Annotated in this window: 20 protein-coding genes and 1 pseudogene; 11 read left to right on the top strand and 10 right to left on the bottom strand. The window is 73.9% G+C overall.

Annotated elements, in window-relative coordinates; translation table 11 throughout:
- Positions 1-60 precede the first annotated feature (60 nt).
- Positions 61-1,089: an LLM class flavin-dependent oxidoreductase gene (locus tag AB0K80_RS32515; RefSeq protein WP_365675909.1), complete on the top strand. Its 1,029-nt coding sequence runs from the start codon at positions 61-63 to the stop codon at positions 1,087-1,089.
- Between the two features lie 3 nt (positions 1,090-1,092).
- On the opposite strand, the gene AB0K80_RS32520 is transcribed toward AB0K80_RS32515, so the two are convergent.
- The gene (locus AB0K80_RS32520) at positions 1,093-2,067 is read right to left on the bottom strand and encodes a TauD/TfdA family dioxygenase (RefSeq protein ID WP_365675911.1); all 975 of its coding nucleotides are present in this window, start codon (positions 2,065-2,067) and stop codon (positions 1,093-1,095) included.
- Between the two features lie 181 nt (positions 2,068-2,248).
- On the opposite strand from AB0K80_RS32520, the gene AB0K80_RS32525 reads away from it, so the two are divergent.
- Genes AB0K80_RS32525 through AB0K80_RS32540 form a run of 4 tightly spaced genes read left to right on the top strand, consistent with a single transcriptional unit; the run spans position 2,249 to position 6,880 of the window.
- Positions 2,249-3,658, top strand: a complete 1,410-nt coding sequence (locus tag AB0K80_RS32525; protein ID WP_365675913.1) for an extracellular solute-binding protein — start codon at positions 2,249-2,251, stop codon at positions 3,656-3,658.
- A complete protein-coding gene (locus tag AB0K80_RS32530) occupies positions 3,655-4,614 on the top strand; it encodes a sugar ABC transporter permease (protein WP_365675915.1) in 960 nt (319 codons plus the stop codon). Before AB0K80_RS32525 ends, AB0K80_RS32530 begins: the two co-directional genes overlap by 4 nt.
- A gap of 14 nt (positions 4,615-4,628) precedes the next feature.
- Complete coding sequence (locus AB0K80_RS32535; protein WP_365675917.1) at positions 4,629-5,483, top strand: carbohydrate ABC transporter permease; 855 nt, start codon at positions 4,629-4,631, stop codon at positions 5,481-5,483.
- Positions 5,480-6,880, top strand: a complete 1,401-nt coding sequence (locus AB0K80_RS32540) for a glycoside hydrolase family 32 protein (RefSeq protein ID WP_365675919.1) — start codon at positions 5,480-5,482, stop codon at positions 6,878-6,880. The genes AB0K80_RS32535 and AB0K80_RS32540 overlap by 4 nt, the downstream gene beginning before the upstream one ends.
- On the opposite strand, the gene AB0K80_RS32545 is transcribed toward AB0K80_RS32540, so the two are convergent.
- The 4 genes from AB0K80_RS32545 to AB0K80_RS32560 all read right to left on the bottom strand — a co-directional run bounded on the left by AB0K80_RS32545 (position 6,843) and on the right by AB0K80_RS32560 (position 11,302).
- A complete protein-coding gene (locus AB0K80_RS32545; protein WP_365675921.1) occupies positions 6,843-7,907 on the bottom strand; it encodes a LacI family DNA-binding transcriptional regulator in 1,065 nt (354 codons plus the stop codon). The genes AB0K80_RS32540 and AB0K80_RS32545 overlap by 38 nt on opposite strands.
- A gap of 90 nt (positions 7,908-7,997) precedes the next feature.
- Positions 7,998-10,340 (bottom strand): SpoIIE family protein phosphatase, encoded by a 2,343-nt coding sequence (locus tag AB0K80_RS32550; RefSeq protein ID WP_365675923.1) that lies wholly within the window; start codon positions 10,338-10,340, stop codon positions 7,998-8,000.
- Positions 10,341-10,430: 90 nt separating this feature from the next.
- On the bottom strand, positions 10,431-10,901 hold the full coding sequence (locus AB0K80_RS32555) for a peroxiredoxin (RefSeq protein ID WP_365675925.1): 471 nt from the start codon (positions 10,899-10,901) through the stop codon (positions 10,431-10,433).
- Positions 10,898-11,302: a hypothetical protein gene (locus AB0K80_RS32560; RefSeq protein ID WP_365675927.1), complete on the bottom strand. Its 405-nt coding sequence runs from the start codon at positions 11,300-11,302 to the stop codon at positions 10,898-10,900. Before AB0K80_RS32560 ends, AB0K80_RS32555 begins: the two co-directional genes overlap by 4 nt.
- A gap of 1,005 nt (positions 11,303-12,307) precedes the next feature.
- Here AB0K80_RS32560 and AB0K80_RS32565 point away from each other — a divergent pair.
- Positions 12,308-13,288, top strand: a complete 981-nt coding sequence (locus tag AB0K80_RS32565) for an ATP-dependent DNA ligase (RefSeq protein ID WP_365675929.1) — start codon at positions 12,308-12,310, stop codon at positions 13,286-13,288.
- A 138-nt stretch (positions 13,289-13,426) separates the two neighbouring features.
- A complete protein-coding gene (locus AB0K80_RS32570) occupies positions 13,427-14,203 on the top strand; it encodes an NPP1 family protein (RefSeq protein ID WP_365675931.1) in 777 nt (258 codons plus the stop codon).
- A gap of 73 nt (positions 14,204-14,276) precedes the next feature.
- On the opposite strand, the gene AB0K80_RS32575 is transcribed toward AB0K80_RS32570, so the two are convergent.
- On the bottom strand, positions 14,277-15,695 hold the full coding sequence (locus tag AB0K80_RS32575; protein ID WP_365675933.1) for an MFS transporter: 1,419 nt from the start codon (positions 15,693-15,695) through the stop codon (positions 14,277-14,279).
- Between the two features lie 155 nt (positions 15,696-15,850).
- Here AB0K80_RS32575 and AB0K80_RS32580 point away from each other — a divergent pair.
- The 3 genes and pseudogenes from AB0K80_RS32580 to hemC form a co-directional block, all read left to right on the top strand.
- A pseudogene (locus tag AB0K80_RS32580) lies at positions 15,851-16,125 on the top strand (cupin domain-containing protein); the annotation flags it as partial.
- A gap of 72 nt (positions 16,126-16,197) precedes the next feature.
- Positions 16,198-17,214: a questin oxidase family protein gene (locus AB0K80_RS32585; protein ID WP_365675935.1), complete on the top strand. Its 1,017-nt coding sequence runs from the start codon at positions 16,198-16,200 to the stop codon at positions 17,212-17,214.
- Positions 17,215-17,446: 232 nt separating this feature from the next.
- Positions 17,447-18,382 carry a hydroxymethylbilane synthase gene (gene hemC / locus AB0K80_RS32590; RefSeq protein WP_365675937.1) on the top strand — a complete coding sequence of 312 codons (936 nt, stop codon included), beginning with the start codon at positions 17,447-17,449 and terminating at the stop codon, positions 18,380-18,382.
- A 26-nt stretch (positions 18,383-18,408) separates the two neighbouring features.
- Here hemC and AB0K80_RS32595 read toward each other — a convergent pair whose 3' ends face one another.
- From AB0K80_RS32595 to AB0K80_RS32610, 4 genes are all read right to left on the bottom strand, one after another.
- Positions 18,409-18,930, bottom strand: a complete 522-nt coding sequence (locus AB0K80_RS32595) for a hypothetical protein (RefSeq protein ID WP_365675939.1) — start codon at positions 18,928-18,930, stop codon at positions 18,409-18,411.
- A 191-nt stretch (positions 18,931-19,121) separates the two neighbouring features.
- Complete coding sequence (locus tag AB0K80_RS32600; RefSeq protein WP_365675941.1) at positions 19,122-19,967, bottom strand: ABC transporter permease; 846 nt, start codon at positions 19,965-19,967, stop codon at positions 19,122-19,124.
- Positions 19,927-20,763, bottom strand: a complete 837-nt coding sequence (locus tag AB0K80_RS32605) for an ATP-binding cassette domain-containing protein (RefSeq protein WP_365675943.1) — start codon at positions 20,761-20,763, stop codon at positions 19,927-19,929. The genes AB0K80_RS32600 and AB0K80_RS32605 overlap by 41 nt, the downstream gene beginning before the upstream one ends.
- A complete protein-coding gene (locus AB0K80_RS32610) occupies positions 20,760-21,242 on the bottom strand; it encodes a MarR family winged helix-turn-helix transcriptional regulator (protein WP_365675944.1) in 483 nt (160 codons plus the stop codon). The genes AB0K80_RS32605 and AB0K80_RS32610 overlap by 4 nt, the downstream gene beginning before the upstream one ends.
- A 268-nt stretch (positions 21,243-21,510) precedes the next feature.
- On the opposite strand from AB0K80_RS32610, the gene AB0K80_RS32615 reads away from it, so the two are divergent.
- Positions 21,511-22,308, top strand: a complete 798-nt coding sequence (locus AB0K80_RS32615; protein ID WP_365675946.1) for an RNA polymerase sigma factor SigF — start codon at positions 21,511-21,513, stop codon at positions 22,306-22,308.
- Positions 22,309-22,337: the final 29 nt, after the last annotated feature.

The raw sequence follows: 22,337 nt of genomic DNA on the forward strand, positions 1-22,337 counted from the left end.
CGCCGGCCGCGATCGGGTTGGCACCGGCATACGCCATTGAACCTTCAAGGAGATGGGTCCATGCCGCCGACCTCACGCCCGCTGGCGAAGCTGGGTTTCCTCACCATCGGCCTGTTCGACGAGGCGGATCCGCGCCGGGGCCACGAGTCCACGCTGGAGCTCATCGAGCTGGGCGAGCGGCTCGGGTTCGACAGCGCGTGGGTGCGTCACCGGCATCTGCAGTACGGCATCTCCTCCCCCGTCGCCGTGCTCGCGGCGGCCTCGCAGCGCACCCGCCGCATCGAGCTCGGCACCGCGGTCATCCCGCTCGGCTGGGAGAACCCGCTGCGGCTGGCCGAGGACCTGGCGACCGTCGACCTGCTGTCCGGCGGGCGTCTCAACCCGGGCGTCAGTGTGGGCCCGCCCCTGCACTACGAGCAGGTCAAGGGCGCGCTGTACCCGGACACGGCCGAGGCGGAGGACTTCGGGTACGGGCGGGTGGAGCGGCTGCTGGACTTCGTGCGCGGCAAGCCGGTGACGGACTTCAGCGGGGCCGAGGGCTTCGAGGTCTTCTCCGACCGGGTGCAGCCGCACTCCCCCGGACTGGACCGCCGCCTGTGGTACGGCGGCGGCAGCCTGCGCTCGGCGCGGTGGGCCGGTGAGCACGGCATGAACTTCCTGACCAGCAGCGTGGTCAAGGCCGAGGACCCCGGCGGCACGGCGGACTTCGCTGAGATCCAGCTCTCCCACATCCGCGCCTTCCGCGCCCACCACCCCGACGGCGAGGCCGCCCGCGTCTCCCAGGGCCTGGTCGTCATCCCCACCGACTCGGCCACGCCCGGGCAGCGCGCGCGGTACGAGCAGTACGCCGCCGCGCGCACGCCCCGTACCGCGTCACCGCAGGGCCCGGCGCGGCTGGTGTTCGCGCCCGACCTGGTGGGCACCTCGGAGCAGATCGCCGAACGGCTCCACGCGCACGCCGCGTTCCGGGAGGTGGACGAGGTGGCGTTCGCGCTGCCTTTCACCTTCGCGCCCGAGGACTACGTACAGATCCTCACCGACATGGCCACCAGGCTCGGGCCCGCGCTCGGGTGGCGGCCCGCCGCCTGAAGGTCACCAGTGGCCGGGCGCGCTGCCGGTGATCGCCTCCGAGGGCCTGCCGTCCACCCCGACCGGGATGTCCCCGGCGAGCATCACCCGGTGCATGATCCGGGGATGGCCGAGGTGGGCGGTGTCGCCCGGGGCGAGGTGGATGGTGGCCCGGTTGTCCCAGAAGGCCACGCTGCCCGGCTCCCAGCGGAACCGGACCGTGTACTCGGGACGGACCGCCTGCTCCAGCAGCATGTCCAGGATCGCGCGGGACTCGGGCCGGGACAGGCCGTCGATCTGCTCGACGTAGTAGCCGTTGACGTACAGGATCCGCTCGCCCGTCTCCGGGTGGACCCGTACCAGCGGGTGCAGCGTGGCGACCTGGTGGTCCAGCAGGTGGCGGACGTAGGCGTCGTCGCCGGGCCGGGGCTGGTAGCCGACGCCCAGCCGGTGCTCGGCGCGCAGCCCGTCGGCGAACCGCCGTACGGGGGCGGACAGTCCGGCGTACGCGGCGGCCAGATTGGACCACTGGGTGTCACCGCCGTAGGGCGGGACGGTCTCGGCGCGCAGGATCGTCGCGGCCGGCGGATCGATCCGGGCGCCGTGGTCGCAGTGCCAGCCGCGCAGCAGGGTGGGGCGGCGGCGCCGCAGCCACTCGTCGTGCTCCATGCCGAACCGGCCGCCCAGCTCCAGCCGGTCGGCGGTGGTCTCGATCTCCGGCACGTCGGGGGGCGAGGCCTTGCCGCGCCGCGGCAGCACCACCGGTGCACCGAAGCGGCGCGCGAACGCCACGTGGGCGGCGTGGTCGAGGCGCTGCCCGCGGAAGAACACCACCTTCCAGCGCAGCACCGCCGCCCGGATCGCGGCGATCACCGTGTCGTCGAGGTCACCGGCCAGGTCGACGCCGGTGATCTCGGCTCCGATGTGCCCGGCGACCGGTCGCACCTCCACTCCGGCCTCCCTTGCCGCCTGCTCCGCCGTCCGACCGTCCGTCGTCATACGTACTCCGCTGCTCGTGGTGGGGTCCTTCCCGGAAGAGCGTGGCAGCGATCCAGGCCCCGAGCGACAGGGCCTCGGTGACCTAACTCGTTAAAGTCCGGGCGTTCCCTCGTCTTGACATGCTCGTAACGCGTTCCCATCATCGGGGCATCACTCTTACTAACACGAGTTAGGCCCGCCGATGACCGACGCGCACCTCACCCGCCGTGCCGTGCTGCGGTACGGCGCCTACGGCGCAGGCGCCGCCGCCCTGGCCGGCACCGCCGCGAGCTGGGACCGGCTCACCGGAGCCGACATCCCCGGCCGCGACGACGGCTCCCTCGTCGTCGCCACCCTCGGCCCCGCCTACGGGCCGGCGGCCATCCGCACGCTCACCGAGGGCTTCAGCAAGCTGCACCCGGACATCAAGCTCCGGATCAACGCCGTCCAAGCCGTCGACTGGTCCGACTTCTTCGCCAAGATCCTCACCCAGGTCGCCGCGGGCACCGCCCCCGACCTCGTCTACGTGGCCACCGAGGGCGTCCAGTTGTTCGCGCAGCGGCTCGGCGTGGCCCTGGACCGGTGGGTGAAGCGGGACGCGGCCGAGCTGAAGGAGTACTTCGCCGACGTCCACCCCTCGCTGGTGGAGTCGATGATGTACGAGGGCAGCCTCTACCAGCTGCCGGTGGAGTTCAACGCGGCCGACATCTACCTCAACACCCAGGTGCTGCGACGGGCGGGCGCCGGCTTCCCGCCGCCGGACTGGACCCGCGACGACTTCACCGCGCTGCTGCGGGAGATGAAGAAGTCGAGCGGCTCGCAGTTCACGCCGTACTTCTGGACCAACCGGCTGTGGGGCGGGGTGGTGCCCTGGCTGTTCGCGAACGACACCAACCTGCTCGCCGAGTCCAAGGCACCCGGCGGCGCCTGGCTGTGGAACGGCTTCTACCCGGCCGAGCAGCGGCGCGGACGCGGCGGGGGCTTCCGGTGGACCACCCCGCAGGCCACCCACGACCGGGTGGAGGAGGCGTACGACTACCTCGCCGGGCTGATCCAGGAGGGCCTGTGCACCCGCCCCGAGGGCGGCAACGGGCAGAACCTCATCGGCGTGTTCTCCACCGGCCGGGTCGGGGTGACGCCCGCGGGCGGCTTCTGGGCGGGCGGCCTGCACCTGGCGGGCATGCGGCCCGACGGTTTCGACGTGCAGTACTTCCCGCGCTGGCGCACCCAGCGCATGCAGTACGGCGCGGCCGGCTACGCCCTGCTGCGCACGTCCAGGAAGCAGGAGGAGGCCTGGGAGTTCATCAAGTACGCGGCCCGCAGGGACACCCTCATGCGGCTGTTCGAAACCAACCAGACGACCCCGGCCCGCCGTTCGATGCTGACGGCCGACCGCTACCGCACGACCGGCCCGGCGCACTGGCGGGTCTTCTACGACACCCTCGACCGGTTCCCCGACACCGGGCCGATCCCCGCGCCGCCGCAGGTCGCCGAGGTGGAGCAGGTCCTGCTCAAGCACACCGGCACCGCCCTGTCCGCGCCGCGCGCGGTGCGTCCCGCGCTGCGCCGGATGCAGGCCGACCTGGAGAAGGCCATGGAGCGTGAGGTATGACGAACATCCAGATCCCGGCCGCCCCGGCGAAGACGCGCCCCGCGGCGCCGCGCGCCGCCCTCCCCCCGGGCACCTCCGCCCGCGACCGCGGCTCCCGGCTGCTGGCCACGCTGTTCCTGGCGCCGACCATCGTCGGCATCGTCGTCTTCACGGTCCTGCCGATCGCCGGGTCGGTGGTGCTGAGCCTGTTCCACTGGAACGTGATCGACTCCCCGCGCTTCGCGGGCGCCGCCAACTACCGGGAGATGTTCGGCGACTCCACCGTCCTGGTGTCGTTCCGCAACACGCTGGTGTTCATGGTCCTCGCGGTCGCGCTGCAGCTGACCGTCGCGCTGGTGCTGGCCCTCACCCTGAACGGCCGGATGCCCGGGTGGCTGCGCTCGGTGTTCCGCTCGGCGTTCTTCTTCCCGCTGGTGCTGTCCGCCGCCTCGATCTCGGTGGTGATGAAGTACCTGTTCAACCAGGACTTCGGGGTCGTCAACTGGCTGCTCGGCTTCGTCGGCGTCGCGCCGGTGCCGTGGCTGACGTCGGAGCACGCGGCGATGGCGACGGTCGTCCTGGTCTACGTGTGGCAGCAGTTCGGCTTCTCGTTCCTGCTGTTCGTCGGCGGCCTGAACAACATCCCCAAGGAGATCCACGAAGCCTCCGCCCTGGACGGCGCCACGGGACTGCGCAAGCACCTGCACGTGACGCTGCCCCTGCTGTCGCCGACCCTGCTGGTGGCGTCGGTGGTCGGCATCATCAACGCCCTGCAGGTCTTCGAGCAGCCGTACGTGCTGACCGACGGCGGGCCCGGCGACTCCACCCGCACCGTCGTGATGGTGATCTACGAGACCGCCTTCGAGCAGCTCCGCTTCGGTGAGGCGTCAGCGGTGGGGGTGCTGCTGTTCGTCCTCATCATGGCGGTGACCGCCCTTCAGTTCCGGCTCAGCCGGCGTTTCGTCCACTACCAGTGAGCCGGGTGAGTCCCATGAGCCAAGCAACCCTGTCCTTCAGCCGTGTGCGGTACGGGCTCGCGCCCTGGGCGCGCATCGCCGGGCTGACCGTGTGCGCCCTGCTGACGCTCGGCCCGGTGCTGTGGACCGTGTCCACCTCGCTGCGCACCCCCGCCGACGCCTTCAGCCTGCCGCCGCAGCTCATCCCCGCGCACCCGTCGGCGGAGGCCTACCGCGGGGTGTTCGACCAGCTCGACGTGTGGCTGCTCGCCCTGAACTCCACCCTGGTCACCGCGCTGATCGCCGTCGGCCAGATGGTCACGGCGGGCCTGGCCGGATACGCCTTCGCGCGCCTGGAGTTCCGCTTCAAGAAGCCGCTGTTCGCGCTGGTCCTGGCGACCATGATGGTGCCGTTGCAGGTCACCATCGTGCCGGTGTTCCTGGTGCTGAAGTCGATGAGCCTGACCGACACCCTGCTCGGGCTGATCGTCCCGGCGTTCCCCACCGCCTTCGGCACGTTCCTGATGCGCCAGTACTTCCTGGGCATGCCCAAGGACCTCGGCGAGGCGGCCATGCTGGACGGCGCCGGGCCGTGGCGCACCTTCCGGTCGGTGTACGCGCCGCTGGCCACGCCCGGGCTGGCGATCGTCGGCGTGCTCGCCTTCAACTACCACTGGAACGAGTTCTTCCGGCCGCTGATCCTGGAGACCTCCGCCCAGAACTACACGTTGCCGCTGGGCATGGTCTCCCTCCAGGGCAACCTCGGCACCGGCTCCGTCTCGGTCGTGCTCGCCGGTGTCGTGCTGTCCATGATCCCCGCCGTCGCCGTGTTCGTCGTCGGCCAGCGCCCTCTGCGCGAGGGCATCACCTCCGCAGGAGTCAACCGTTGAGCCTCGCCGCTCCCCCGCACCACCCCGACGCCCCGCGCTTCCGGGTCCGCCCGCCCGCCAACTGGATCAACGACCCCAACGGCCCGTTCCGCTGGCGCGGCCGCTACCACCTCTTCTACCAGCACAACCCGGACGCGCCGGTGCACGCCAACGTCCACTGGGGCCACGTCTCCAGCCCCGACCTGGCGCACTGGGAACACCATCCGATCGCGCTCGCCCCGAGCCCGGGCGGCCCGGACGAGGCGGGCTGCTGGTCGGGGTGCGTCGTCGACGACGGCGGGGTGCCCACCGCCGTGTACACGGGCGTCGACCGTCACCACACCGGCTGCGGCACGATCTGCCTGGCCCGGGCGGCGGACCCGCGGGACCCGGCGCTGGCCGAGTGGCGACCGCTGCCCACGCCGGTGGTGACCGGCCCGCCCCCGGGGCTGGACGTGGTGATGTTCCGCGACCCGTTCGTCTTCCGGCACGGCGGGCGGCGCTGGGCACTGGTCGGGGCCGGGCACGCCGACGGCACCCCGTCGGTCCTGCTGTACGACTGCGACGACCTGGGCGACTGGCGCTTCGCCGGTGTGCTCCTGGACGGCACCGACCCGGTCGCCGCCGAGGTGTTCGGCCCCGGCGCGACCGGCTGGGAGTGCCCGCAGCTGTACGCCACGCCGAGCGGCGCGTGGGTGCTGGTGGTGTCGCTGTGGGACGGCTCGCCGATCAGCACCGGGTACCTGACGGGCCGTCTGCGCGGGGACACCGAGCTGCGCTTCGACACCCGTACCGGCGGCCGGCTCGACCACGGCCGTGACTTCTACGCACCCGCCGTGCTGCAGGAGCCGCACCGCGCCCTGATGTGGGGCTGGTCGTGGGAGGCCCGGACGCAGCAGGAGGCGGAGCGCGCCGGGTGGGCCGGGGTGCTGACCGCGCCCCGCGTCGTCGACGTCCACCCGGACGGCGCCCTCCGCGTCACCCCCGCCCCGGAACTCGGCCTGCTGCGCGCCCCCGAGCCGTTCGTCACCGCCCCGGGCCGCGGCACGCTCCCGCCGGCGTACGACCTGTCGGTCACGGCCCGCGCGGAGACGACCGTGACGCTGCTGCGCTCGGCCGGCGGCGCCGAGCTCACCGTCCGGCTCGACCCGGGCGAGGGCACCGTGACCTTCGACCGCGCCGGCTGGCCCCGCGCGCAGGGCGGGGACGCGGCGCCGATCGTGGTGCGCGTGCCGGGCGGGCCGGAGCTGGCCTTGCGCGTCCTCGTGGACGGCTCGCTGTACGAGCTGTTCGCGGGCGACCGGGCGATGATCACCGAGCGGGTCTACCAGCGTCCCGGCGACGTCCGGGAGCTGGCCGTGCCGGACCCGGGCGCGGCCGTCACGGGATGGGCGCTGGTCCCACCGACGCGCGGTTGATCACCGGGCAGGCGATGCGCCGGGTGGTGGCGGGCGGCGTGCGTCCGGTGGCGATGGCGTCCAGCAGCAGCCGGGCGGCGGTCTCGCCCATCGCCCGGTGCGGCAGCGCGACCGTCGTCAGGGGCGGGGTGAGGTGGGCGGCCATGTGCTCCTGATCGTCGTAGCCCACCACCGACAGGTCCCCGGGGACGGCGATCCCGAGCCGGGTCGCGGCGTGCAGGGCGCCCGCCGCGACCCGGTCGTTGTAGCAGAACAGGCCGGTGGGGCGCCGTTCGGCGGGCACTCCGTCGAGCAGCCGGGTGGCGCCCTCGTAGCCGCTGGAGATCTCCCCGCCGGTGCGCACCACCCAGTCCGGGGGCACGGTGACGCCCTCGGCGCGCAGCGCGTCGCGGAAGCCGCGCAGCCGCTCGCCGTAGGCGATGTCGTCCTGGCCGCCGACCAGGGCGAGGCGGCGGTGTCCCCGCTCCAGCAGCAGCCGGGCCGCCGTACGGCCCCCGGCGCGTTCGGCGGGGATGACGCAGGGCAGTGAGCCGTCCTCGGGCAGGCAGTTGGCCAGCACGGAGTGGGTACGGTGCAGGCCCTCGGGGACGCGGACGCGGCGCAGGGACATCGCCGCGTAGATGATGCCGTCGACCCTGCGGTCGAGGAGTTCGGCGACCGCCGCGTCCTCCTTGGCCGGGTCGCCGCCGCAGTCCACGGTGAGCACCAGGTGCTCACCGGCCCAGGCGGTCTCCATGGCGCCGCGCAGCAGCCGGCCCGCGAACGGCGAGGAGGCGATCTCGTCGGTGACCAGTCCGATCACCGCCGTACGGCGGCGGCGCAGGCCGCGGGCGACGGGGTCGGGGCGGTAGCCGAGCTGGGCGGCGGCCTGCCGGATGCGTTCCTGGGTGGCGGGCGAGAGGTTGCCCTCGGCGCGCCCGTTGAACACGAAGGAGACGGCGGTGTGCGACACGCCGGCGAGGCGGGCCACGTCCCGCGAGGTGGGACGTGCCGGTCCCGTCGGCCGTTTCTCCTCCGCGCCGCTCATGCCGTCCGCCGCCCTCATCCCCCACCGGTCCGGGTTGATCTTTCCTCACCCTATCCGGGCCGCCGGACCGCCGGCATGCTCGTGCGCCGGTCAGAACAGCGGGGTTAGGGACTGCTCGCACCAGATGGTCTTGCCGCGGGCGGTCTGCCGGCTGCCCCAGCGCTGGGTGAGCTGGGCGACCAGCAGCAGGCCCCGGCCGCCCTCGTCGAAGGCGTGCGCCCGGCGCAGGTGCGGGGAGGTGGAACTGCCGTCCGACACCTCGCAGATGAGCGTCCGGTCGCGGATCAGGCGCAGCGTGATGGGCGGGGCGCCGTACCGGATGGCGTTGGTGACCAGTTCGCTGACGACGAGTTCGGTGACGAACGCGGCGTCGTCCAGGCCCCACGCGGCCAGCTGCTCGGTGGCGGCCTGCCGGGTGGCGGCCACGCGGGCGGGGTCCGGCTCGACGTCCCAGGTGGCGACCTGGTCCGTGCCCAGCGCCCGGGTGCGGGCCAGCAGCAGCGCCACGTCGTCGCTGGGCTCCTCCGGCATCACGGCCTTCAGGACCGTGTCGCACAGGGCGTCGAGCGAGTCGGCGGGCACGGACAGGGCGCGGCACAGTTCGCCGGTGGCGTGGTCGACGTCCCGGTCGCGGTCCTCGACGAGGCCGTCGGTGTAGAGGGCGACGACGGAGCCCTCGGGCAGCTCGAGCTCCGTCGCCTCGAAGGGCAGCCCGCCGACGCCGAGCGGCGGCCCGGCCGTGAGGGGGACGAGCCGGGTGGTGCCGTCGGGCAGCACGAGGGCGGGCGGGGGGTGTCCGGCGGCGGCCGTGGTCAGGCGGCGCGTGACGGGGTCGTAGACGGCGTACAGGCAGGTCGCGCCGAGTTCGGCGACGTCGTCGGCCTCGTCGCCGGTGGCGAGGTGGGTGACCAGATCGTCGAGGTGGGTGAGGAGTTCGTCGGGCGGCAGGTCCACGTCGGCGAGGGTGCGCACGGCCGTGCAGAGCCGGCCCATGGTGGCCGAGGAGGGGATGCCGTGGCCGACGACGTCGCCGACGACCAGGGCGACCCGGCTGCCGGACAGCGGGATGACGTCGAACCAGTCGCCGCCGATGCCGGCCGCCGAGCCGGTGGGCAGGTAGCGGTGGGCGACCTCCACGGCGGCCTGGCCGGGCAGGCCCCGGGGCAGCAGGCTGTGCTGCAGGGCCAGCGCGGTGGTGCGCTCGCGGGCGAAACGGCGGGCGTTGTCGATGCAGACGGCGGCGCGGCTGGCGAGTTCCTCGGCGAAGACCGCGTCGTCGGCGCCGTAGTCGTCCGGCTGCGCGATGCGTACGGCCACGGCTACGCCCAGGGTGATGCCGCGGGCGCGCAGCGGTACCGCCATCATCGAGTGCACGCCCCGGCGGTGGGCACGGCCCTGGGGGGCGCGCGCGTCGCGTTCCGCGACCCACCGCGTGAACGACGGTTCGCCGGCCTGGCCGAGGACGACCCGGCCCTCCCGTATCGCCCGGGCGGGCGCGGAGTACGGCGGGTAGACGTCCCGCTCCCCCAGGTGCACGGCCGCTTCCGGGGTGCCCTCGGTGACGGAGCCGTGGGCGACCCGGCGCAGCGCCACCTCGGCGCCGGGCATCACCGGCGGTTCCTCCGCGCCGAGGACCCAGTCGAGCAGGTCGATGCTGGCGAAGTCGGCGAACCGGGGCACCACGATCTCGATGAGTTCCTCGGCGGTGCGCACCAGGTCCAGGGTGGTGCCGATACTGGCCGCCGCCTCGTTCAGCAGGGCCAGCCGCTGCCGGGCCCAGTACTGCTCGGTGCTGTCGAACGCGGCCAGGGCGGTGCCGACCAGCTCGCCGGAGGTGTCGTGCACCGGCCACATCTCGGTGGTCCAGGCGTGCTCCCGGTTGAGCGCCGGGGCGCCCCCGTAGCTCTCGTAGCGGATGGGCCGGTCCGTCTCGACGACGTGGCGCAGGTGCCAGGTGAAGCCCAGGGTGTGCTCGGCCGCCCACACCGTCTCCGGGAAGTGGCGGCCGAGCAGGACCTCCTCGGACACGCCCATGACCCGGCAGGCCTCCGCGTTGAGCCGCAGGTAGCGCTGGCGGGTGTCGAAGACGGACATCGACATCGACGCCTGCTGGAAGGCCTGGCCGGCCAGGCTGGTCTCCGGCTCCCCGGGCGGCCGCGCGGTGATCACGTATCCGCCCGGTGTGCCGTCCGCTGCCGTCACGGGGCAGGCGCTCACCAGCAGCGCCACCGGAGAACCGTCGCGGTGCCGCACGCGTACGACGCCCGTGAGCGACGGCGTCGCCGCGGGCGGCACGTCCTCGGCGAGCAGGTCCCGCACGGCCCGCCCCACGGCCTCCTCGGCCGGGTATCCGGTCAGCCGCCGGGCTCCCTCGCTCCACCCCGTCACAAAGCCGCGGGCGTCGATGACCACCGCGGCGGAGGCGTGCTCCATAGCGTCCAGGATGATCCGATGACGTCCTTGCTTCAACCGCGCGGAACCCGCCGGCCGGGACGGCCCGCCGGGGAACGGGATCCCCCGAGGTCAGGCGGTCCGGTGGGCGCGGAGGGCGGCCAGGGCCCGGTCGGCGTGGGCGTTCATCCGCAGCTCGCTGCGGACGACGTCGAGGACGGTGCCGTCCTGCGCGAGGACGAACGTGGTGCGCCTGGTCGGCGCCAGGGAGAAGCCCCGCAGGACGCCGAACCGCTCGCGGACCGTGCCGTCGGCGTCGGACAGCAGCGGCATGCCCAGGCCGTGCCGTGCGGTGAACTCCTGCTGCCGCTCGGCGGGGTCCCCGCTGATGCCCACCGGCCGGGCGCCGACGGCGGCGAACTCGGCGGCCAGGTCACGGAAGTGGCAGGCCTGCGCGGTGCAGCCCGGGGTGAGGGCGGCGGGGTAGAAGAACAGCACGACCGGCCCCTCGGCGAGCAGCTCGGACAGCCGGCGCACGGTGCCGGTCTCGTCCGGCAGGGCGAAGTCCTCGACCGTGTCCCCGGCCTCGATCCGCCCGCTCACGACCGGCCCTGCCCGTCCCGTACGACGTCGTGCCGGGCGTCGCGTGCGACGCCGCGCGCCCACAGCACGAGCGGCACCTGCAGCGGCAGCCGTCCGAGCGCCAGGGCCTTCAGCGGGGCGGGGCGGTCCCGCCAGTCGGCGGCCATCTGGACGTTGGCGGGGAACACAGCGGCGAAGAACGCCGCGGTGGCCAGCGCGGCGGCCCTGCGGGTGCGGGGCCGGGCCAGGCCCGCGGCCAGCGCGAGCTCGGCCGCGCCGCTCGCGTAGGTCCAGCTCCGGGCCGTGCCGGGCAGGCAGCGCGGAACGATGGCGTCGAACGGGCGCGGCACGGCGAAGTGGGCGACGCCCGCGGTGGCCAGTAGGCCGGCGAGCAGCAGGGGCGAGCGTGCGGACCGGGACACGGTTCCTCCTCTGATGACCTGCCGCGTGATCCTACTGGGCGGTAGGCAGGGGGGTACCGGGGGGTGTCGTGTCCGGCGGCGCCAGGGCCCGTCGTCCGGATCGGGGCGTGGGGAAACCGGCCGCACGTCGCCTGCGCCTGTGAGGGAGCCGGCCCTGGGGTCTGTCGTTGGGATCACTCCGGCGTCGCGGGAGCACTCCTGCTGCGCGGGCTGCGCGAGCCCGTCCCACCGGGGCCGCCGGCTTCCGATCCGGTGGACGCCCGCGCTCCGGGAGGAAGGTGAGCGAGCCGGCCGGTCCGTGCCCGGCGGGCCCCCGGCCCGCGGTGGGGGGCCCGGCCCGCGGTGGGGGGCCCGGCCCGTGGTGGGGGCCCGGCCCGCGGTGGGGCGTCGTCGTCCACGGCGTGCGCGAGCAGCTCCGGCCACGGCGTGCGGGTGCGCGTGGGAGAGGGGCCGAGCCGGGGCAGTTCCTCCGGCGACCGGTGGCCAGAGCCGGCTGCATGCCGCGGCGGGCTCCGGAGCCGGTGACCCGGCCGGTGGCCTCCGGCCCGCCTCGGTGAGCCGGATGCGCTGGCGGCGGGGACGCGGGCGACGCCGGCCGGTCACGTGCAGCAGCCACGCGTGCGAGGCCCCCTCGTCAGCCGGCGGCCGGCCCCTCCAGCCCGCAGCGGCCCGGGTCGGTGGCCTGTCGAGGATCTGCTACAGCAGGGCGGCCGCGGCTGGGGCGGGCGGCGCGCGCCAGGACCGTCAGGCGTGGTACCGGTTGGGAGGCCGGCCAGGGGGGTAACGCGGGTTAGCGCCGCTCGCTCTCGATCGCTCCGGGTCACGCGGGAAGCCGGGGACCGAAGGGCGAGGGCGCCCCGCCCTCCCGTGGAGCGCCCCCCACACCTGAGGGCCGTGCGCGACACCGTCGTACGCCTGGCGGCGCCCGCCGGGCGGGTGGCGCCGATCAGGGGAAAGGCGTGTGCAACGCGCGTGAGGACGCCTGGGGCCGTCCACACCTCACCCGTGGACCTGCCGCTGATCCCTCCCATGCTCGCCACACCCGGCACCCTGCCGCCCGCCTCGCAGGACACGCGCTGGGCGTACGAGACCAAGCAGGACGGCCAGCGCGTGGTGGTCTACCTGCCCGGCGACGGCAGCGCGCTGCTGCGCGCCCGGTCCGGGCGGGACATTACGGCCGCCTACCCCGAGCTGCTGCCGCTCGGCACCGCCCTGGGCACCACGGCCGCCGTCCTGGACGGCGAAATCCTCGCGCTGGACGAACAGGGCCGGGCGAGCTTCCAGTTGCTGCAGTCCCGGATGGGGCTCGCCCACGCGCCCGGCAGGGCGGCCCGGCGCGCGGCAACGGTCCCCGTCCACCTCGTGCTGTTCGACCTGATGCACCTCGGCCGGCGCTCCCTGCTCCGCCTGCCCTACACCGGGCGCCGCACCGCCCTGGAGGATCTCGGACTGGAGGGCCCGTCCTGGTCCACCCCGGCCGCGCTCGTCGGGCACGGCGCCGAGGCCCTGCGCGCCACCCGGGAGCACGGCCTGGAGGGCCTGGTGTGCAAGCGGCTGGACTCGGTGTACGAGCCGGGCGTGCGCTCCCGGGCGTGGATCAAGATCCGCAACATGCGCACCGAGGACGTGCTGATCGGCGGCTGGCTGCCCGGCAGGGGACGCCTGACCGGCCTGCCGGGCGCGGTCCTGGTCGGCCAACGGGCCGCAGGGCGGCTGCGGTACGTCGGCGGGGTCGGCACCGGCTGGAGCGAGACCGAGCGCACCGAACTGGCCGCGCTGCTGCGGGCGGCGGCGACCGACGTGTGCCCCTTCGACCCGGTCCCGTCGGCGCCGGGCGCGCACTGGGTGACGCCCTCGCTGGTCGGCGAGGTCCGCTACAGCACCCGCACCCGGGAGGGGATGCTGCGCCAGCCCTCCTGGGTGCGGCTGCGGCCCGACCTCGCGCCGGAGGAGGCCGCGGCCGACCTCCCGGACGACCTCGGCTGAACCGGCGGCCACCGCCGAGTGCCTGTCACCACGGAGACGACACCACCGCCCTCTTGGCATGGACGCGTCCAATCGGGATGCTGAACTCCCCTGTTCCCCCCAGCCGTTGGGCTGCGCCCGGACCCAGAGGAGGACGCAGTGCCGTCCCCGACACCCCGAACCCACCGCAGACGATGGCTCACCGGCCTGGCCGGTGCCGCCGCCCTGGTCATCGCCTTCCCCGCCACCGCGTTCGCCGCCCCGCCCCCGGCCCTGCCCGCCGACGCCGACGCGCTGGAGCGGACCTACCAACCCGCTTACGACTACGACACCGACGGCTGCTACCCCACGCCCGCCATCGGAACGGACGGCACCGTCAACGGCGGCCTGAAGCCGACCGGCGCCCTCAACGGCGGCTGCCGCGACGCCTTCGACCTCGACCACACCAACAGCTACGCGCGGGCCACGTGCAACAACGGCTGGTGCGCCGTCATGTACGCCCTGTACTTCGAGAAGGACCAGGCCCTCCCGGGCAGCAGCCTCGGCGGGCACCGGCACGACTGGGAGCACGTGGTGGTGTGGGTGCGCGACGACACCGTCCAGTACGTCTCGACGTCCCAGCACGGCTCGTTCGCCGTGCACGCGCGCTCCGCGGTCCGCTTCGACGGCACGCACCCGAAGGTCGTCTACCACAAGGACGGCATCGGCACGCACTGCTTCCGCCTGGCGGGCGCGCGCGACGAGCCGCCGGAGAACCACAAGGGCACCTGGCAGTACCCGCCGTTGGTGGGCTGGAACGGCTATCCGCCCGGACTGCGCGACAAGCTCGGCGCGTACGACTTCGGCAGCGCCCACTTCGGCCTGAAGGACGGGAGTTTCGCCTCCCACCTGGCGGCGGCCAAGCCGTCCGGCATCCCCTTCGACCCGAACGCGTGAGTCGCGCGGGCTCCCGCCGCGGGACGCAGGCTGCTCGAACCCCTGCGCGGCCAACGGCGGTGCGTCTCACGGCTCACCGCACGTGTGGCGAGGCGGGATTCGGGGTGGCCGTTCCCGGCCGCGACAGGTGGGCGACGAGGAGGAGCAGGACGCCACAGGCGGCGACCAGGAGCCAGCCCGGGCGGGACGCGTGTGCGAACCCCGTCGGGCCGGTGGCCGTGACCAGGCCGCCGGCGAGGGCCACGCCGAGGGCGGAGCCGAGTTGCCGTGCGGTGGAGGTGACCGCCCCGGCCACGCCGGCCCGGGCGGGTGGCAGGCCGTTGACGGCGGTGTTGGTGATCGGGGCGTTGGCGAAGCCGAACCCGATGCCGATGAGCGCGTAGGCGGCCAGCAGCAGGACCACGCTCGTGTGCGGGGTGAGGCGGACCAGGCACAGCCCGCCGGCCATGAGGAAACCGCCGGCGAGGAGCAGCGGCAGCCGCGGGCCCGCGCGGCCGACCATGCGCCCGGACCAGGGCGCGCAGACGGTCGCCCCCACGGCCAGCGGAAGGGTGGCCACGCCGACGGCCAGCGGCGTCCATTGCCGGGTGTGCTGCAGGTAGAGGGTGTTCAGCAACAGGGCCGCGTTCAGGGCGACGAAGACCGCCACCGCACCGACGACGGCACCGCTGAAGACCGGGCTCGCGAAGAGCCGCAGGTCCATCAGCGGCTCCCGCCGGCGGGACTCCACCCACACGAATGCGCCGGTCGCCACGGCGGCAGCCGCGTACCCCGCCGACGCCGCGGGCGACGTCCAGCCGATGCGCGGCCCTTCGATCAGGACGCCGACCACGAGGGCGAGGACCACGGTCAGCAGCGCCTGGCCGGGCAGGTCGAGCCGCCGGGCCCGCGGTGCCCGGGACTCCGGCACGAACACCGCGCTGAGCAGCAAAGCGGCAGCGATGACGGGTGTGTTGACCCAGAACAGCGCCCGCCAGTCGAGCCCTGCGAGCAGCGCGCCGCCCGTGAGGGGGCCGGCGGCCATGCTCAGTCCGAACACGGACGCCCAGATGCCGATCGCCTGAGCCCGCTCCTTAGGGTCGGGCATCGCGTTCACCACGATCGCGAGCGCCACGGGGCTGAGCATCGAGGCGCCGATGCCCTGCAGCGCGCGGGCCGCGATGAGTACGCCCGCCGACGGGGCGAGCGCGCAGACCAGGGATGCCGCGCCGAACGTGGCCAGCCCGCACTGGAACACCCGGCGGCGTCCGAAGCGGTCCGCCAGCGCGCCGGAGGAGATCAGCAGACTGGCGAGGACCAGGGTGTAGGCGTCCACGATCCATTCGAGACGGCGCGTGTCGGCCCCCAGGCCGCGCCCGATGGCCGGCAGGCCCACATTGACGATGGTGGTGTCCAGGCCCACCAGGAACATGCTCAGGCAGCAGACGGCCACGACCGTCCAGCGTCTGCGCGCGCTCAGCGCGGGTCGGGCAGGGAGTGTCGTCGCGGTCACGGTCTACCTCTGAGGTCGGGGAACAGTGCCCGGCAAGACTCAGCCCGGGCACCGTCCGAAGCCCAGGAATTTTGCGGACACTGCAAAACCGAGCCCGTGAACACGCAATCCAGGGACGCGGAGCTGGAACAGATCCTCGACGGCATCGGGCCACGGCTGCGCCGGCCAGCGGCGACCCCCGGGAGCACCTGCGGCCCCTGCACAAGGGGCGCGGGAGCGTCACGAGGGCTACGCGTGGCTCCACGTCCTCGCCGGCCGGCTGCGCCCGGCCCTCGGAGCGCAGGACCTCACGCTGCGGCCCGGCGAAGTGGCCGAGTTCGACACCGCCGAGCCCCACTGGTTCGGCCCGGCGGACGACAACGCCGTGGAGATCCTGCACCTGTTCGGTCCACGGGGAGACCAGGCCGTCGTCCGCACCGGGCCGACCTAGGTCTGCGGCCGGGGCCCGTTCCCGTCGCGAGGCCGATCCGCTGCGGCGGCCGTCCCGCCTAACGTCCCCCTCATGGACAGGCACGACACGAACGGAACGCTCGAAGAGGCACTGGAACGGCTGCACTCCTCCGGACCGGAGCGGCTCGGCCGGCTCACCAACCACGCGCCCATGGTCGTCGAGGCGCTCGCCGCGCGGGGTCAGGCCGGGGCGGTGCACCGCTGGCTGGACCGGTACCGGCACAAGCTGGAGGACTTCCCGTCCCCCGTGGCGCCCGTGACGGACGCCGACTGGCCGCAGGCGCTGGGCGATCCGCGCCGGGCGGCGGACTGGATCGCCTACTTCACCCGGGCGCTGTCCGACCGCCCGTGGCGCGAGGTCCTGGCCACCTGGTGGCCGCGTCTGCTGCCCGGGATGTACGGCGGCTCCACCCATCCGGTCATCCGGGTCGGCCACGCCGTACGCGCCCTGGAGCGGGAGGAGAACGAGCCCCGGCTGACCGAACTCGCGCACGGGCTGGGCTACTGGGCGGCCCGGCACCGCCCCGTGTCCGGCATCGCCCCGCTGCCCGGCGCGCCGAGCGCGGCGGCCTCCCTGGACGCCGTCGTGCCGCTGCCCGACCCGCGGGGCGGATTCCCCGACCGGCTGGCCGCCCTGCGGCACCTGCCCCGCTGGGCGGACGAGGTGACCGACCCGGGCACGGCCCGGGAACGCCTCGCCGAGCTGGTCCGGGCCGCGACCCACCGCTACGCGTCCCACGGCCACGGCGAGCCGACCATGCTGGTGCACGCGGCCACCGCCCCCAACGCCGTGCTGCGCACGCTGGACTCCCTGCCCCGCGCGCTGTGGGTGCCGAGCCTGCACGCGGCGTGGACGGCCACCGCGGCGGTCACCGCGATGTACGCCCCCGCCGCACCGGTCGCCTACGCCCCGCCCGCCCGCCTGACGGCCGGCGAGGTGCTGGAGCGGGCCCTGGCACACGGCGACGAGCACGTCATCAAGTTCACCGACACCGCCCTCGACGCCGGCGACGAGCGGGCCCTGGCCGCGGCCCAGCGCGCGGTGGAGCTGAGCGAACCGCTCGGCTGAGCGGCGTCCCCCACTGCGCGGACATGCGGGGCGCTCGGCCTCGCCGCGCCGGCCCCGCACCCCGACGGCGACCACGTCCTCGTACCCGCCGTGGATCGAGGGCCACTTGGGGTGCGGGGCCGGCACGGCCGAAGGAGAAGCCCCCTGAGGAACGCGTCACGAACGGCCCGACGGCGGCCTTGCGGGGGCCGGTTCGGCACGGGGCCCCTTGCGGAGGGTCTATCGTGTCGGCATGTCCGTCCCCGAACTGATCCGCATCGTCTCCCGCGACTCGCCGATGGCGCTTGCCCAAGTGGAGCGCGTCCGGGCCGAGTTGGCCGCCCTCCACCCCGGTGTGCGCACCGAGGTCGTTCCCGTGAAGACCACCGGGGACAAGTGGCTGGGCGACCTGTCGAAGGTCGAGGGCAAGGGCGCGTTCACCAAGGAGGTGGACGCCGCGCTGCTCGCCGGCGAGGCCGATCTCGCGGTGCACTGCGTCAAGGACGTGCCCGCCGACCGTCCGCTCCCGGCCGGTACGGTGTTCGCCGCGTTCCTGAAGCGGGACGACATCCGCGACGCCCTCGTCCACCCGGGCGGGCTCACCCTCGACGAACTGCCCGAGGGCACCCGCATCGGCACCTCCTCGGTGCGCCGGGTCGCGCAACTGGCCGCCACCCATCCGCACCTGGAGTGCGTGCCGTTCCGCGGCAACGCCAACCGGCGCCTGGAGAAGCTCGCCGCCGGTGAGGCGGACGCGCTGCTGCTCGCCGTCTCCGGCCTGGAGCGCATCGGCCGCCGGGACGTGATCAGCGAGGTGCTCTCCCCCGAGGCGATGATGCCGCCCATCGGCGCGGGCATCCTCGCCCTGCAGTGCCGCGAGGACGACACCGACCTCATCGACGCCGTCAGCGACCTCGGCGACCCCGACACCCACCGGGAGGCCACCGCGGAACGCATGTTCCTGCACGTGCTGCAGGGGCACTGCAACAGCCCGATCGCCGGGTACGCGCGCGTGGACCGCGGCGGCGAACTGTCCCTGCGGGCCTGTGTGTTCACCCCGGACGGCAAGACCCGCCTGAACGCCCACGAGTGGGCGGGCCGGCTGGACCCGGCCACGCTCGGCACCTCGGTCGCCGTGGCGCTGCTGCGGCAGGGCGCCCGCGAGATCATCGACGGCATCCCCCACTGACCGCCCCCGGCGCGCATCTCGCGGAGTCAGGCGGTGCCTTCCTCCGCCTGGTCCCGCAGAAAGACGCTCACCTGCTGGGCGAGGCTCTCCCGCGCCGCCCCCGGCTGCGCCCCGGCGGTGCCCTCCTGGACCCCGATGCCGCCCGCCCACAGCCGCCGGCCGGTCCACTCCTCCTCGACCCGCAGCTGCACCTGGACGTCCACGTGGCTCAGGGACGCCTCCGGGCCCGCGGCGTACAGCACGGCGGTGACCCGCCGCAGCGGGTAGACGTCGAAGCCCTCGATGAACTGCGAGTTGCGCCAGTCCAGGAAGGCGCTCTCCCCGTCGGGGCCGATCCGCACGTCGACCTGGCCGTCCTCGAGGTGGATGCCGTAGTGGCGGCTGCCGCGGTTCTCGACCGTCACGCGGAGGCTGAAGTACGTCAGGCCCTCTGCCGCGTCGTCACGTCCCCGCGGCGGCTCGGCGAGTTCCAGACGGTGGACGCGGACCCGCAGACCGGCATGCTCGTCGTACTCCTGCCAGTCCCCGACCACGTTCGGCTCGTACACAGTGCACCTCTCGACCTCTGGAAGCTGCTTCCTATCTGTGTGCTCAGGGCACTGTCAAATGAGCGGAATGCGCTGTGGCCAGGTAGTTCACCCCTTTTGATCGCTGATCAAGCCGTGCGCAGCGAGAACTCGCCGACACGCGCTGAAAGCGCTTGCTGCGGCGTGCGGTACATCACGTCGCAGCACCAAGATCAACGGGCCAGCCGGCCCAGCAGCGCGGAGGCCGCGGTGATGCCGAGCGCGGCGGCCACGAGCAGGACCAGAAAGTCGGCCGTCAGGTGGTGGGGGGTGCCCAGGAGGAGGCCGCGCAGGGCGTCCACCTCGTAGCTGAGCGGGTTGGCCTCGCTGACCGCCTGGAGCCAGCCGGGCATGACCGACACCGGGTACAGGGCGTTGGAGCCGAAGAACAGCGGCATCGTGATCGCCTGCCCGATGCCCATCAGCCGGTCGCGGCTGAGGACGATGCCGGCGATGGTCATCGACAGGCACGAGAAGAAGGCCGAACCGAGGACCACGATCACGGCGACGCCGAGCAGCTTGAGCGGGTTCCAGGTCAGCGCCACGCCCAGCAGGGCGGCGATGACGAGGACGACGGCGGCCTGGACGAGCGACTTCACCCCGGCGGCGAACGCCTTGCCGGTGATCAGCGCCGACCGCGGGGTCGGGGTGACCAGCAGTTTGCTGAGGACGCCGGCGTCGCGCTCCCAGATGATCATGATGCCGTAGAAGATGGCGATGAACATCGCGGACTGGGCGATGATGCCGGGTGCCAGGTAGTCCACGTAGGGGATGCCGCCGGTGGGGATCGCCCGGATGCGGGTGAAGGTCTGACCGAAGATCAGCAGCCAGAGGGCGGGCTGGACGGCACGGGTGTACAGCTCGGTGCGGTCGTGGCGCAGCTTCTGCAGTTCGACGGCGCACATCGCGCCGACGCGGGCGGGCAGCAGCCGCCAGCCGGCGCGGGCCTGGGGCGGCCGTACCAGCAGGCCGATGTCGTCACCCGAGACGGCGTGCGGTGCGGCGGGTGCTTCGGACATCGCGGAAATCTCCTGTCTCGTCGTCGAGGCCGCTGCCGGCCACGTCGCGGAAGACGTCCTCCAGGGTCGGCAGCGGGCCGCCGCCCCGGCGTTCGGCGAGGCCCTTCCTGAGCTCCGCCGGGGTGCCGAGGGCCCGGATCCGGCCCCGGTGCATCAGGGCGACCCGGTCGCAGTACCGGTCGGCCTCGTCCATGTAGTGCGTGGTGACCAGCACGGTCATGCCGGTGACGGCCCGGACGGCGTCGATGTGCTCCCACACCCCCGTGCGGGCGATCGGGTCCAGGCCGATCGTGGGTTCGTCGAGGATCAGCAGCCGGGGCGCGCTGACCAGCGCCTGGGCGAGTTCGAGCCGGCGGACCATGCCGCCGGAGTACGTGCCCGCCGGCCGGTCGGCGGCGTCCGCCAGGCCGACCGCGGCCAGGGCCTGGCCGACGCGCGCGGCGCGCTCCCGGCGGGGCACGTCGAAGACCCGGGCGAACAGGGCGACGTTCTCGCGGCCGGTGAGGGAGGCGTCGGCGGACAGCTGCTGCGGGACGTACCCGAGCAGACGCCGTACGGCCATGCGGTCCCGGGCGGCGTCGTGGCCGAAGACGCGGACCGTGCCGGCCGGTACCGGCAGCAGCGTGGTGATGCAGCGGATGGCGGTGGTCTTGCCGGCGCCGTTGGGGCCGAGCAGCCCGAAGACCTCGCCCTGGTGGACGGTGAGGTCGAGCCCGTCGACGGCCCTGGCCGCGCCGAAGCAGTGGACGAGCCCGGTGCAGGCGACGGCGTGGTCGGGGGCGGTGTCCCGCGTCATGGTTCCTCGGCCTCCTCGTGCAGGGTGTCGGCGAGCTTGCGCAGGGCGGGCAGGGCCGCGTACAGCGCCTGCCGGTCCGCCGCGTCGAGCCGGGCCACCTGGCGCCGTACGAGGGCGGCACGGCGGGCGCGCCACTCCGCCAGCCGTGTCCCAGCCGCCGGAGTGGGCAGCAGACGGGCGGCCCTGCGGTCGGCCGGGTTCGTCTCCCGGACCAGGTATCCGGCCCGGGCCAGCTGGTTGACCAGCGTCGACACCGAGTTGCCCGCCAGGCGCAGCTCCCGGGCGGCCCGCGAGACGCCGATGCCGGGTCGCGCCACGACCAGCCGCAGCAGCTCCACCTCGGCCCCGCGCAGCGGCGGGTCGGGCATCTCGTGGCGCAGACGCCGGCGGATCAGCCGCTGCACCGCGACGAGCGCGTCGGCCAGCTCCTCCGGCTCCTCCGGCTTCCCCGGCTCCTCCGGGATGTTCTCCGGCTCCATGCGGCCGAGGTTATCTCTGTAACAGAGCTAACAGGCCCAACGGCCGGTCAAGAGAACATCTGGGAATCACCCGGGTACGATTGACGTGGATATAAGCCGATTTGTTTCGGTACCTAGGTGCCCGGGAAAGGGCACCACAGTGCTTCGGACAGGAGGCACGTCCGTGGGAACCGGCCCGTTTCCGGCCCCGGCGTCGTCCGCCAGGTCCGAGCCCGGCGTTTCCCACGGTGTCTTGTCCACTCGGCACCTGCTCAGGGAGGTGCGCATCATGCGTATCGCCGGCAGCACCAAACCGCACCCCCACCCGCACGACGACGCCCCGGACACCGCCGAGGCGTTCGAACGACTCGTACGGCTGCCCGAAGGGCCCGAGCGCAAGGCGCTGCGGGACGAACTGGTCGAGGCCTGGCTTCCGATGGCCGAGCGGATCGCCGTCCGCTTCCGGGGGCGCGGGGAGGCCCTCGAGGACCTGTACCAGGTGGCGGCCCTGGGCCTGGTCAAGGCCGTCGACCACTACGACCCGGCGCGCGGCAACGCCTTCGAGGCGTACGCCGTGCCGACGGTCACCGGCGAGATCAAGCGCCACTTCCGTGACCACATGTGGACGCTGCACGTCCCCCGCCGGGTCCAGGACCTGCGCAACCGGGTGCGGCAGGCGGCCAAGGAGCTGTCGCAGACCACGCCGGGCCGTCCTCCGACGGTCGCCGAGATCGCCGAGCACGCGCATCTGAGCGAGACCGAGGTGCGGACCGGCATGGAGGCGCTGGAGTGCTTCTCCGCGCTGTCGCTGGAGGCGGAGATGCCCGGGACGGACGGCTACGCCCTCGGCGACGCGATCGGCGGGCCGGACCCGGCCTTCGACACCGTCGTCAACCGGGTGGCCGTCAAGCCCTGCCTGGAGGCACTCCCGGAGCGCGAGCGGGTCATCCTCTACCTGCGGTTCTTCCGGGGTATGACGCAAAGCCGCATCGCCGAACAGCTCGGCATCTCGCAGATGCACGTCTCCCGGCTGCTCAGCAGCTGCTTCGCCCATCTGCGTGAGGAGCTGATGGCGGAGGTTCGCTGAGGCCGGCCCGGTGGGTTCCGGGTCCGGCG

Source organism: Streptomyces sp. NPDC052682 (assembly GCF_040678435.1).
In the GTDB taxonomy this organism is placed as follows: domain Bacteria; phylum Actinomycetota; class Actinomycetes; order Streptomycetales; family Streptomycetaceae; genus Streptomyces.